This is a genomic window from Umezawaea endophytica (assembly GCF_025061645.1).
In the GTDB taxonomy this organism is placed as follows: Bacteria; Actinomycetota; Actinomycetes; order Mycobacteriales; family Pseudonocardiaceae; genus Umezawaea; species Umezawaea endophytica.
Map to the genome: position 1 here is coordinate 34,551 of NZ_JANYMP010000017.1, position 12,101 is coordinate 46,651.

At 71.0% G+C, this 12,101-nt stretch carries 10 protein-coding genes; 5 read left to right on the plus strand and 5 right to left on the minus strand.

Annotation, left to right across the window (positions count from 1 at the left end; genetic code table 11):
* Positions 1-69 precede the first annotated feature (69 nt).
* Complete coding sequence (locus NZH93_RS30400; RefSeq protein WP_259626684.1) at positions 70-801, minus strand: carbonic anhydrase family protein; 732 nt, start codon at positions 799-801, stop codon at positions 70-72.
* A 264-nt stretch (positions 802-1,065) separates the two neighbouring features.
* Here NZH93_RS30400 and NZH93_RS30405 point away from each other — a divergent pair, with 264 nt between their 5' ends.
* Positions 1,066-1,596: a hypothetical protein gene (locus tag NZH93_RS30405; RefSeq protein WP_259626685.1), complete on the plus strand. Its 531-nt coding sequence runs from the start codon at positions 1,066-1,068 to the stop codon at positions 1,594-1,596.
* 60 nt (positions 1,597-1,656) lie between these two features.
* On the opposite strand, the gene NZH93_RS30410 is transcribed toward NZH93_RS30405, so the two are convergent.
* The gene (locus NZH93_RS30410; protein ID WP_372506917.1) at positions 1,657-4,155 is read right to left on the minus strand and encodes a M14 family zinc carboxypeptidase; all 2,499 of its coding nucleotides are present in this window, start codon (positions 4,153-4,155) and stop codon (positions 1,657-1,659) included.
* A gap of 177 nt (positions 4,156-4,332) precedes the next feature.
* On the opposite strand from NZH93_RS30410, the gene NZH93_RS30415 reads away from it, so the two are divergent.
* The 3 genes from NZH93_RS30415 (at position 4,333) to NZH93_RS30425 (ending at position 7,555) form a co-directional block, all read left to right on the plus strand.
* Positions 4,333-5,049 carry a PP2C family protein-serine/threonine phosphatase gene (locus NZH93_RS30415; protein WP_259626686.1) on the plus strand — a complete coding sequence of 239 codons (717 nt, stop codon included), beginning with the start codon at positions 4,333-4,335 and terminating at the stop codon, positions 5,047-5,049.
* Positions 5,050-5,372: 323 nt separating this feature from the next.
* Positions 5,373-5,576 (plus strand): cold-shock protein, encoded by a 204-nt coding sequence (locus NZH93_RS30420; protein WP_106189155.1) that lies wholly within the window; start codon positions 5,373-5,375, stop codon positions 5,574-5,576.
* Between the two features lie 116 nt (positions 5,577-5,692).
* Entirely contained in the window at positions 5,693-7,555 is a 1,863-nt protein-coding gene (locus NZH93_RS30425) for an ABC transporter ATP-binding protein (RefSeq protein ID WP_259626847.1), read from the plus strand.
* A 50-nt stretch (positions 7,556-7,605) separates the two neighbouring features.
* Here the strand turns inward: NZH93_RS30425 and NZH93_RS30430 are convergent, their stop codons facing one another.
* The 3 genes from NZH93_RS30430 to NZH93_RS30440 form a co-directional block, all read right to left on the minus strand.
* A complete protein-coding gene (locus tag NZH93_RS30430) occupies positions 7,606-8,625 on the minus strand; it encodes a GDSL-type esterase/lipase family protein (RefSeq protein WP_259626687.1) in 1,020 nt (339 codons plus the stop codon).
* Positions 8,626-8,739: 114 nt separating this feature from the next.
* Positions 8,740-10,662, minus strand: a complete 1,923-nt coding sequence (locus NZH93_RS30435) for a maleylacetate reductase and hydroxyquinol 1,2-dioxygenase domain-containing protein (protein ID WP_259626688.1) — start codon at positions 10,660-10,662, stop codon at positions 8,740-8,742.
* Positions 10,662-11,321 (minus strand): NADPH-dependent F420 reductase, encoded by a 660-nt coding sequence (locus tag NZH93_RS30440; RefSeq protein WP_372506918.1) that lies wholly within the window; start codon positions 11,319-11,321, stop codon positions 10,662-10,664. Before NZH93_RS30440 ends, NZH93_RS30435 begins: the two co-directional genes overlap by 1 nt.
* 162 nt (positions 11,322-11,483) lie before the next feature.
* Between NZH93_RS30440 and NZH93_RS30445 the strand changes: the two genes are divergently transcribed.
* Complete coding sequence (locus NZH93_RS30445; RefSeq protein WP_259626689.1) at positions 11,484-12,068, plus strand: sigma-70 family RNA polymerase sigma factor; 585 nt, start codon at positions 11,484-11,486, stop codon at positions 12,066-12,068.
* The last annotated feature ends 33 nt before the right edge of the window (positions 12,069-12,101 follow it).

Here is a 12,101-nt window from a genome sequence, read left to right on the forward strand (position 1 = left end):
GGCGGGTGCCCGACGCCCCCCATTAAGCGGGCGGGGCCGTCCGCTTCCTCGGACGGCCCCGCCGACCACCTAGATCTGCGGGACCTCGGTCACGGTCCGGCCGTTGAGCGGCTGGGTCGCGCGGGCGTTGCCACTCGTGAACAGACCCTGGAAGCGGTTGATGGTCGCCTGCGACACGGTCTGCTCGCCGGTCAGGAACCACTGCACGCCCTCGGTGAACGGCGCGGTGGTCAGCGAACCGTTGTAGCGGAACGTGGTGTGGTTGCGCGGCAGCAGCGAGTTCAGGTTGACGTCGTCGATCGCGACGTCCTCCCCGCACTCGGGCGCGAGCCTGGCCAACACCTTGTCCACAGTGGACGGAGCGCCCGCGCGCAGCGGAACGCCGATCACCAGGAGCTTGCCCGCGGCGCTGCGGTGCACGAAGTGCATCTCCATCGGGTCGGAACGGCCCTGGAAGCGGTGCTCGGACGGCGTGTGGAAGTGGAACTGCTCCAGCTCGTACCGCACCCCGGCCACCGTGACGTGGGCGGCGCCGGGCACGACGTTGGCCTCCTCCGTCTCCTCGTGGTGGCGGGCCGTGCACCCGGTCGCGCTGGCCGCGTCCTTGCGGACGTACTCCAGGTCCAGGTCGGAGAGCCCGTAGGAGATGTTCAGCCGCGGCTGGGAGGGATCGATCCTGATCGAGCCGATCGTGACGTCGACCGGGCTCTGGGTCGGCACCTGGGACTGGGCGGTGCCGCCACCGGCGGTCACGAAGGTGACGGCGAGTGCGAGGGGGGCGATGAGGCCTCTGCGTGCCACGCGAACGAACCTTTCCGCTGCCGAGAGGGCCTGGTCGGTCCTCTTCGGACAATCGGCTTGATCACCTGTACGGGTGACGCCTGATTGAGTTCACCCATCCTGGAACCGCGATGATCGCCCGGACAAGACCCCACAATTGGACATAAGACCCAAACATTGGTGAAACACACCGGTTTCGGGCCGTTCACCCAGTGATCTGCGCTACTCCCCACGCCGGTCGCCTTCGCGCGGCAAGTCCGTCCCACCGGCCGTAGGGTCCGACCGGTGTTCCCGCTTCCCGCTCTCCGCCACCTCGTCGCGCTGTCCGTGCTCTTCACCACCGCACCCGCGGTGGAGTCCTGGACGGCGGGCGCGTGCCCGTCCTCCGCCGGGGTGACGGTCGCGGTCGACCTCACGGGCGCGGGCGGGCCGGGAACCGTGGTCCGGTGCGCCCCCGGCGATCCGGGGACCGCGCGCGCCGCGCTCGAACGAGCGGGTTTCGCCGTCCACGCGGGCACGGGGACCGGGTTCTACGGCGACACGGGGTACGTCTGCCGCGTCGAACGCCTGCCTGCGGCCGACGCGTGCGACGGGCACTCGGGCGGCGAGCCGTACTGGAAGGTGTGGCGGGTCGGCCTCGACCCGCTCGCCTGGCGGGGCAGCGGGACCGGCGGCGGGCCGGGCGCGCTGCGGGTGTGCCCAGACGGGCTGGTCGGGTTCAGCTTCGGCGTCGGCACCCCGGAGCGGCCGAACACCATGACGGTCTCCCCCGAGCACGTCGTCACCCGGCCGGGCTGGCTGCCGCCCACCTGCTGACCGCGAACGCGGCGCGGGGCCTCCCGGATCACCGGAAGGCCCCGCGTTCCTGACGTTCGGCTAGCGCTTGCGCTGCTTGGTGGCGCGGGCCGAGTCGGTGCACACGGCGCCGACGTCGACGGTCTGGCCGCGGTCCACGAACACGTCGGTCAGGCCGACGAGACGACCCCGGCGGTCCTTGCACGTGAGCGTGTACGACTCCTTCGGGCCGTACGTGGCGGGGACCGGCCCGGCGAACTCGACCCGGCCGCCCGACCAGTCGTCCGGCGTCGCGGGGTTCGCCTGGCTGTAGTTGACGACCACGGCCGTGTACTCACCGGCGGGCGGGTCGTAGAGGACGGCGGTCTCGCTGTTCGTGTCACCCGAGGCGGACGAGGTGACGACCTGGCCGTCGGCGTCGACGACGAAGAGGTCCCAGTCGGTGGCCGGGGTCCCCCAGTTGATCGTGACGGCGACCTTGCCGTTGTCGACCTCGGGCATGCCCTTGATCGTGAAGGGGATGCGGTCCCCGGTCGGGTCGGACGGGAACCGGCGGTTCTCGGCGGGCACGCCCTCCGGGTTGGCGAGCTGGACGCTCTGCTGCACCGGGCCCTGCGGGTCGCGGCCGTAGCGGCCCGCGACGTACGGGCGGGTCGACGGGTTGACGGCCCAGGTGAACCGGCCGCCCGTCGCTTCCAGCTTGGAGTTCAGCGTGTCCTGCACGTAGATCGCGGGCTTCGTCGTGCCGTCCGGCTGGCGGACGGGCGACGTGGGCGTCTGGAACGACTTGCGCAGCGCCAGCTCGTAGCCGCGCGGCGCGGTGCCGACCAGCGTCGAGTGCGCCTCGGGGGTGGCCGCGTTCTTCAGCATGTCCAGGAACGCGGCGCGGTTGCCGCCCTTGCCCGCGCCCTGCGCCGGGGCCTGGCCGAGGTACTCGGCGACGACACCCGTGGAGTACTGCGGGTGGAAGCCGTCGAGGCCGATCTCCATCGTGTAGCCGTAACCGCCGGTCGCCCAGTACGACCAGTCCTCGGTGGTGCCGGACGTGTCGTACAGCGCCCACGACGGCTGGCTGGTGTAGCCGTTGCGGGACGCCATCAGGTCGCCGAGCGCCTTGTTCAGCGGCTCGTCCAGCGGCGGCCGGGTGCCGAAGACGCCGGGGACGCGAAGCACCAGGTTCGAGTAGGTGTGCAGGGTCATCAGGTTCGTGACCTGGCGGTTCGAGACCAGTTCGCGGATGTTGCGCGTCTCCGGCTCGGAGAACGGGGTGGAGCCGCGGAAGGTCTCGCCGGACCAGGAGGTCGACGCGCCCTCGCCGCCCCAGAAGCCCGCGTAGTTGCGGTTCGGGTCGGTGCCGCGCTGGGCACCAGCCGGGTTCGCCTTGCAGACGCCCGTGCGGAACTGCTCCGGCGAGTCGCCTGCCTGGCAGTTCTTCCGCTTCATCTCGTAGTCGAACCGGCTGAAGTCGCCCTTCGGCTCGGCCTCGCGGGAGATGTTGAAGCCGTCCGCGTTGACCACCGGGATGATGATGTTGCGGGTGCGCTCCAGGAGACCGCGGATCTCCCGGTCGTGGGAGTAGCCGTCGACCAGCTCGTAGATCCACTCCATCGCGTGCTCGGCCGACGGCCACTCGCGGGCGTGGTGCAGCGCCATCAGCAGGTTGACCGGCTTGCCGTCGGCGGTGTTGGCGACGTTGGTCGCCACCTCGACGCCGACGACGTCCAGGCCCTCGACCGTGGGGTTCGGGAGGGTGAAGGCGCGCACCAGCTTCGGGTTCTTGCGCGCCAGCTCCTTCATCTCGTAGTTGTACTCCCACAGGTGCCGGTAGCTCGTGCGGCCGGAGGGCAGCTCCGTGCGCTCGGTCCTCGAGGCGAACTCGACGTCCTTGCGGGCGTTCTCGCGGGAGGTCGCGGACAGGTCGGGGTTCAGCACCTCGAAGCGGAACCCGCTCTCGCGCAGCACCTTCCGGTCGGCCTCGCCCGCGATGACGACGTCGACGCCGGTGGCGTCGGCCTTCTCCGTCACGTCGAGGCCGAGGCCGAGCAGCTTGTTCTTGTCCTGCTGGTCGGCCGTGGTCACGCGGACCAGCTCGGCGCGCTCCGGGGCCGTCTCGGCGGTCACGCCGGGGGTGGGCGTGCCCTGCGGGGTGAGCGCGAGGAAGTCGACGCCCAGCACGACCGAGCGGGCGTCACCGGCGTACCGGCAGCCCTGGACGACGAGCTGCTGGCCCTTGGTCACGAAGCTCTCGGCGAGTTCGCGGGAGCCCAGCGCGGTCGACGCCGCCACCAGCTTGCCGGTGGTCTTGTCGAACACGGCCACGTCCCAGTCGCCGGAGCCGCCGTCCTTGGCGGCCAGCCTCGCCTGCACGAGTCCGTCCACTGTGGACGCGACCTCACGGCGGTCCACTCCGGCCGTGCGGGCGGGGAGAACGCCCGCGAAGCAGGAACGGGCGACCGCGCGGTCGGCGCGGAGGACGTTCTCCGCGGCCGTGGAGACCGGCGTGTTGAGCCCGAGGACCACGGCGGAGCTGACGCCCACCGCCATCACCGCTCTGACCACTTGCTTCCGTCTGGACCTCATCTGCTCCACCCCTCAGTCGGACGGCGGCGTGCCGTGCGAGCGACACCGTATCGACCGGCCACTGCCGCAGAAACCCCTGTAAGTAGGAGGTTTCTCAGCGTCTTGACAGGTGGTTCTGGCCTGTTTCTTCGGTTCGTCGGGCTTCCTGGAGGCAGAGCGAACGACGAGGAGGACGCCATGCTGGTGGAACAGGTGCCGCGGCCGGTCCGGTTGACCAGCGGGACGTGCAGCGAGCGGGGACGGCGCGGCCACAACGCGGACGCCTCCGCGGCCTACCGCGACCCCGCGTCGGGAGGGCTGGCCTTCGCCGTCGCGGACGGCATCGGCGACTCGGAGGGCGCGGGCAGGGCGGCCAGGCTGGCGGCGGAGGCCCCGGCGCGGGAGGCGGCGCGGCTCGGCGCGGGCAGGGCCGTGGCGGCGGCGCGCGCGGCGCTGGAGGCGTGGCTGCCCGACGACGAGCACCACCTGGCGGGTGACGCGGTGCTGGTGACCGCGGCTCCCCGGCTCGGCGGCGGCTTCACGGTGGCATGGGCGGGCGACGCGCGGGCGTACTTCTGGGACGGGACGGCGCTGACCCGGCTGACGACGGACCAGACGGTGGCCGAGTACTTCCGCAGCCGCGGGCAGGCGCCGACGCCGCGGATGGAGCACGTGGTGACCAACTCGGTGCGGATGAGCAAGCCCGCGTCGATCGGGCTGGCGCACGCCCCGCGCGGCGCGGGCAGGCTGGTCCTCACCACGGACGGCGTCCACGGGCGCCTCACGCCGGAGGGCTTCCGGCTCATCGTGGCCGGAGCGGGCGATCCCGGCACGACCTCGGCGCTGCTCGTGGCGACCGCGCTGCGGGCGGGCGGCACCGACAACGCGACCGCGCTGGTGGTCGACGTGGCGTGAAGCGTGAATTTTCGACTATTTTTCCTGACGAAACTAGAAAATATGTGATTCACATCACATGAGCCCTCCGAACTTTCCCCGCGGTCACTTCAGGCGCCCGGTTCACTCGAACAGGTGGCTGAGCCTCGAAAATGAGCCCTGAACAGCGGGAAAATCGCTCGTGCCGCACCCAAAAATATGGCCCTGACCAGGCCGAACAACGTGATTTAGCCCGCTTCTTCGAGTATGGCAGCGCAAAACCGGCCGGGACGTGGCAAGATACCGGGAGAGATCAGGGTTCCTCGTCGTGAGGACCTGACTCAGGCTTACAAGGAGTTAGTCGCATGGCGCAGGGCACTGTTAAGTGGTTCAACGGCGAAAAGGGCTTCGGCTTCATCGAGCAGGACGGTGGCGGTCCTGACGTCTTCGTCCACTACTCGGAGATCACGGGCAGCGGTTTCAAGTCCCTCGACGAGGGTCAGCGCGTGGAGTTCGAGATCGGCCAGGGCCAGAAGGGCCCGCAGGCCCAGCAGGTCCGCACCGTCTGATCTGTTCGTGAAGTTGTGGGCTCGTACTCCAAGGGGAGTGCGGGCCCACACCGCGTTGTGGGGCTATTTCGGTTGACCTCAACCTAACCCGAGGTCCTACCGTCGGCCGCATGAGCATGGATGTCACCGCGTGGATGTCGCTGCACCACGTCATGAACGCCCAGGACAAACGCCCTTTCTCCAAGGCGACCATGAGGCGCGTAGCCCGGTTCGCCGCACCCCACCGCTCCCGGCTGATCCAGTTCCTGGTGCTGAGCGTCGTCGGCGCGGTCCTCACCGTCGCCACCCCCGTGATCGCGGGTCGCATCGTCACCGCCATCAACGACGGCGGCCCCCTGAACCTCGTGCTCGCGCTGGCCGGGCTGATCGCCGTGATCGCCGTGGTGGAAGCCGGGATCGGACTGCTGTCCCGGTGGATGTCGGCGGGCATCGGTGAGGGCCTGATCCTCGACCTGCGGACCGCCGTGTTCGACCACGTGCAGCGCATGCCGATCGCGTTCTTCACCCGCACCCGCACCGGCGCGCTGGTGAGCAGGCTGAACAACGACGTGATCGGGGCCCAGCGGGCGTTCAGCGACACGCTGTCCGGTGTGGTCGGCAACCTCGTGACGCTGCTGCTGACGCTCGTCGTGATGGTCGGGATCTCCTGGCAGATCACGGTACTGGCGCTGGTGCTGCTGCCGGTGTTCGTCGTTCCCGCCCGGCGGATGGGCGGCAGGCTCGCGGCGCTGGAGCGGGAGGCCGCCAACCACGACGCCGCCATGAGCACGCAGATGACCGAGAGGTTCTCGGCTCCCGGCGCGACGCTGGTCAAGCTGTTCGGCAACCCGGCGGGCGAGTCGGCCGAGTTCGCGACCAGGGCGCGGCGGGTGCGGGACATCGGCGTGCGGTCGGCGATGGTGCAGACGGTGTTCCTGACCGCGTTGACGATCGTGTCGTCGCTGGCGCTCGCCCTGGTCTACGGGCTGGGCGGGTTCTTCGCCCTGCGGGGAGCGCTGGAGCCGGGCGCGGTGGTGGCGCTGGCGCTGCTGATCACCCGGCTGTACTCGCCGTTGACGGCGCTGGCCAGCGCGCGGGTCGAGGTGATGAGCGCGCTGGTGTCGTTCGAGCGGGTCTTCGAGGTGCTGGACCTGGAGCCGCTGATCTCGGAGAAGCCCGACGCCGTCGCCGTGCCGGAGGGTCCGGTCGGCCTGGAGTTCTCGTCGGTGACCTTCGGGTACCCCTCGGCGGACAAGGTGTCGCTGGCCTCGCTGGAGGAGGTCGCCTCGCTGGACGCGCGCGGCGGGGTGGACGTGCTGCACGACGTGTCGTTCCGGGTCGAGCCGGGGCAGATGGTGGCGCTGGTGGGGTCTTCCGGGGCCGGGAAGTCGACCATCGCGCAGCTCGCGGCCCGGCTGTACGACGCGGACTCGGGCAGCGTCCGGCTGGGGGACGTGGACGTCCGGGACCTGACCGCCGCGTCCGTGCGGGCCACGCTGGGGATGGTCACGCAGGACGGGCACCTGTTCCACGAGTCGATCCGGTCGAACCTGTTGCTGGCCAGGGAATCCGCCACCGAAGCGGAGCTGTGGGACGTCCTGGAGCGGGCCCGGCTGTCGTCGTTGATCTCGTCGCTGCCGGACGGGCTGGACACCGTGGTCGGGGAGCGCGGGTACCGGCTGTCCGGCGGGGAGCGGCAGAGGCTGACGATCGCGCGGCTCCTGCTGGCCCGTCCGCAGGTGGTCGTCCTCGACGAGGCCACCGCGCACCTGGACTCCACGTCGGAGGCCGCCGTGCAGGAGGCGCTCGGGGAAGCGTTGGTAGGCCGCACTTCCGTGGTGATCGCGCACCGGTTGTCGACGGTGCGGGCGGCCGACCTGATCCTCGTGGTCGAGGACGGGCGGGTCGTGGAGAGGGGGACGCACGCGTCGTTGATGGCCGCCGGGGGCAGGTACGAGGAGTTGCACCGGACGCAGTTCAGCCAGGACGTCGCCGCCTGACCCGACGACGGCCCGGCTCCCGAGGGGGCCGGGCCGTCGTCCTCGAAGGACTACTGGACCGCGTGCAGGGACCCGTCCGTGCCCACCAGGCAACGCGCCGACTGGGTGTTGGACTGGACGAACTCCGTCACGCAGCGGCCGAGCTGGGCGTGGCCCGCCGCGTTCGGGTGGAAGGACTGCTGGGCCAGGTGGATGCCGATCGCGTCCAGTCCGCCGTGGACCAGGGCGTCCGGGTCGACGGTGATGCGGCGCTGCCACTCGCCGGTCGTGCTGCCGCTCTTGTTGCTGCACGCTTCGCGGTTCTCCGTGGCGCGGGAGAAGTCCAGGAACTTGGTGCCGGTCCGGGTCGCCACGCCGCGCAGCGCGTCGGAGAACTGGGGCACCGCGACGGTGCGGCCGTACTCGGCGTCCGCCAGGCGGATGGGGCAGCCGTGCGGGCCGTGCAGGACCTTGTCCATCTTCTCCGTGAGCGGGGAGGCGTAGGACGTGAGGATGAAGCTGTACGAGCCCGCCGCGTAACCCGCCTGCGTCATGGCCGAGCGGACGTCCGCGATGGCGTTCTCCACCTTCGGCGCCATGGCCGCGAGCCTCGCGGGCCACTGGGTTTGCAGCGTGGAGCGGCAGGAGCTGCCGAACGGGTTGAGCCACGCGGCGATGCAGCTCACGATGGTGTCCGCGAACTGCGGGTCGTCGTTGGCGCCGATCTGGAGGATCACCGTGGTGACGCGGTTCTGCGTGGCGATGTCGATCAGGCGCCTGGCCTGGCTGCCCTCGGTGTAGTGGACGGTGTCGGCCAGCGAGACGTTGGCCGAGTCGGCGCCGGAGCACGCCAGGTTGAAGGTCCGCTCGGCCACCGCCGTCTGGTGGACCAGCGCCCTGGTGGAGCGGTGGCACCAGTTGCCGTTCTCGCCCTCCGTGCCGGGCTCGTAGGAGCCCGCGCCCTCACCGGAGATGGCGCTGTCGCCCAACGAGACGATGGCTGTCGGCCGGGTGTCGGCCGGGGCGGCGGACACCGGTTGGGCTGCTGCCCCGAGTAGGAGCAGAGCGGTGATGAGCGCACCGACGCGCATGGCAACTCCTGGTGGATCACGGCCATTTCGCGCCGGTCGACGCAAAATCACCGTAAACTCGGGGTTACACCGCGACAATGCGCCAGACGGTCCGAAAACGTTGTCGGTTCGGTTTCACGAACCGGCCGTCCGGGCCAGGCGGAACGTGAAGTCGAGGTGGCGCCACTCCCCCTCGACGGTCCTGCCGTCCGGGGTCGCGCCCGTGGCGGGGCGGAAGTCGACGACCAGCTCCTCCTTGACGCCGAAGACGGTGTCGGAGTCGAGGTAGTCGCCGCCCGCCACGAAGAGCTGGGTGATCAGGCGCTCGTGGCCGGGGGCGGTGATCATGAAGTGCACGTGCGGCGCGCGGTACTGGTGGCGGCCGGTCGCGGCGAGCAGCTCGCCGACCGGGCCGTCGTCCGGGATCGGGTACGCCGACGGCAGGATCGACCAGAACGTGAAGCGCCCGTTGGCGTCCGTGGTGAACCGGGCGCGCAGCACCGGGCCGTCCAGGTCGGGTAGCTGGATGTCGTAGAAGCCGTTGTCGTCGGCCTGCCACACGTCGACGACCGCGCCCTCCAGCGGCAGCCCGTCCGGGTCGGTCACGTGGACGTCCGCCCACAGCGGGACACCGGTGAGCCCGGCGGCGAGGTCGGTGCCGGACGGCACGGCGGGCGGACCGTCCACGTAGAACGGACCCAGCACGGCCGACGGGGTCGAGTCCGGGGTGCGCGAGTTGGTCAGGGCGTCGACGACGCTGGAGAGGCCGAGCGTGTCGGACAGCAGCACGAACTCCTGGCGCACGGCGCTGCTGATCTGCCCGGTGCGGGTGAGGAAGTCGACGGCGCGCTGCCACTCCGGCTGCGTCAGGTCGTTCTCGGTGGCGTAGGAGTGCAGGCGCCGCACCAGGTCCTCCAGCAGCAGGCGCGTCCGCCTGCTCGGCGCGCGGTCGAAGCTCGCCACGACGTCGGCGGTCAACCAGGACAGGTCCGGGACGCGGCTCGCGGGGCGCTTGCCGTGCCACGCGTTCGCCAGCAGTCCGGCGACGCCCTCGGACGTCACCTCGCGCGGGTTCGGGTACGAGCGCGAGGTGGCCAGCTCGACGGCGAGCGGCACGTCCTCCAGCGGGAAGTCCAGTGACCGCAACGAGGTGGGGCCGCCTGCCTCGACGATCAGGTCGTACACGCCCGCGGGGGCTTCCGGCACCCCCATGGCCCTCGCGATCCTCTCCATCACCTCGGGTGCCGCCGGGGCGTTGTACGCCATGGCGTGCGGGAGGACGACGGTGTGCGTCTCGGCGTGCGGCAGGCCGAACGAGCCGCCGAGGGTGTGGCACAGCTTGTGGTGCAGGCTCATGCCGACCGAGCCGAGGCAGGTGCCCGCGAGCCACGCGCCGGTCAGCAGGTCCGCGCGGGTGTCCACATCGGACGGGTTGGCGGACAGCGCCCTGAGGCCGCGGGAGATGCGGGTGATCGCGTCCAGCGCGATGGCGTCGGTGACGGGCTCGGCCTGCGGCGAGTACAGCGCCTCGACGGCGTGCGCGAGCGCGTTGACCCCGCTGGTGACCGACAGCGCCACCGGCAGGCCCAGGGTGAGGTCGACGTCGTAGACGACGGTCTCCGGGCGGATCTCCGGGGCGGCCCTCGTGGTCTTGCGCCCGTCCTGGGTCTCGCCGAGGACGGCCGTCACCTCGGAGCCCGAGTACGTCGTCGGCACGATCACCTGCGGCACGTTCGTCCGCGCGGCCAGCGCCTTGGACAGGCCCGTGGTGGAGCCGCCGCCGATGGCGACCACGCAGTCGGCGCTGTTCGAGCGCAGCACCTCCAGCGCGCGCTCAGTCACCTCCACCGGCGTGTGCATCACGGCGCCGTCGAACCGCGCCGCGAGCGACGGGCCGAGTGAGTCCCCGACCCGCCGCGCGACGTCGTCCAGCCGCTTGCTCGCCAGCAGGAGCACGCGGTTGCCGCCGACCCGTTCCACCTCGGCCCGCACCTGCGAGATGGTGCCGGAGCCGAAGACGATCCTGGTCGAGCGGACTTCGTGGACGAAAGGCTTCATCAGGCGGTGAACTCCGGCGTTCGGACGGGGCTCGCCTTCGCGAGCAGCTCGGGCAGCGTCTCCAGTGACGCGTCCGCACCGTAGCTGGGGGTGGCGGGCTGCTGCCGCCAGGACTCGTCGATCGAGCCCGCGTCGTAGGCGTCGAAGCCCAGCTCCTCCACCAACCGGAGCACCTTGGCCTTGGCGGCCTCGTCGTCACCGGCGACCGGCAGCGCGATGCGGCCTTCGGTGCCCTTCGGGACGCCCTTGTCCTGGAGGTGCTGCGAGTAGATGCCGTTGAAGACCTTGACGACCGGGTGGCCGAGCTGGTCGGAGACCCAGCGGCTCTCGGTCACGCCGTTCTCGATCTCGTCGATGCGGCCGTCACGCCCGCGCGGGTAGTAGTTGCCGGTGTCGATCACGGCGACGCCCTCGGCGGCGTCGTCGAGCAGGCCCTTCGGCAGGGACGCGACCTTGCCCTGCGGGATGGTCACGACGACCACCTCGGCCCCTCGCGCGGCCTCGGTGAACAGCACCGGCGTGGCGCCGGTCTCGGCGGCCAGGTCCGCCAGCGTCTCCGGCCCCCGCGAGTTGGCCACCGACACGTCGTGGCCGAGAGCGGTCAACCGGCGCGTGAGCGCTCCACCGATGTTGCCCGCTCCGATGATGCCGATCTTCACGTGTGCTCCTCGGTGTGGAATCCGTGGTGTTCAGCTTGCCTTCGTACGGGTCAACGCGCGCGGCCACATGGATCATCCCGGCGGATCCGCAAGACTGCGGCGGCACCTTCCGGCAGGCGGGGGAAGATCCTCAGCGAATCCAGGAACGGGGTGGTCCGGACGGTGGCGCACTTACCCGAGCCCTGCGACCCCGGCCTCGACCCGGAGGTCGTGCGGCGGGCGGTCCGCGGTGACACCGTGGCAACGCGACTCCTGTTGGAATCGGTCCGGCCCGTCGTGATCCGCTACTGCCGGGCGAGGGTCGGGCGCCACGAGCGCACGTTCGGGTCGGCGGACGACGTGGCCCAGGACGTCTGCCTCGCCGTGCTGACCGCGCTGCCGACGTTCCGGGACCAGGGCAGGCCGTTCCTGGCGTTCGTGTTCGGCATCGCCGCGCACAAGGTCGCCGACGCCCACCGCGCGTCGGCGAAGAACCGCGCCGAGCCGATGTCCGAACTGCCCGAGGTCCAGGAGACGGCCGCGGGGCCGGAGGAGCGGGCGGTGCTCGACGACCTGTCCACTCGAATGGGTGGATTGCTGCGGACGCTCCCGGACCGCCAGAGGGAGATACTGGTACTCCGCGTAGTACTCGGTCTGTCGGCCGACGAGGCGGCAGAGGCGATCGGGTCCACCGCCGGTGCCATTCGGGTGGCGCAGCACCGTGCCCTGACCCACCTGCGCAAGGCCGTGGGTGCTTCGGGCCGTTAGGCCGTGACCTGCGATTCCCCTACATTCACCTGT

Excerpts from the sequence above, each read along its gene's own strand:
- NZH93_RS30425 (WP_259626847.1), top strand. The coding sequence starts at position 5,693 with ATGGATGTCACCGCGTGGATGTCGCTGCACCACGTCATGAACGCCCAG.
- NZH93_RS30430 (WP_259626687.1), bottom strand. The coding sequence starts at position 8,625 with ATGCGCGTCGGTGCGCTCATCACCGCTCTGCTCCTACTCGGGGCAGCA.
- NZH93_RS30435 (WP_259626688.1), bottom strand. The coding sequence starts at position 10,662 with ATGAAGCCTTTCGTCCACGAAGTCCGCTCGACCAGGATCGTCTTCGGC.
- NZH93_RS30410 (WP_372506917.1), bottom strand. The coding sequence starts at position 4,155 with ATGAGGTCCAGACGGAAGCAAGTGGTCAGAGCGGTGATGGCGGTGGGC.
- NZH93_RS30420 (WP_106189155.1), top strand. The coding sequence starts at position 5,373 with ATGGCGCAGGGCACTGTTAAGTGGTTCAACGGCGAAAAGGGCTTCGGC.
- NZH93_RS30415 (WP_259626686.1), top strand. The coding sequence starts at position 4,333 with ATGCTGGTGGAACAGGTGCCGCGGCCGGTCCGGTTGACCAGCGGGACG.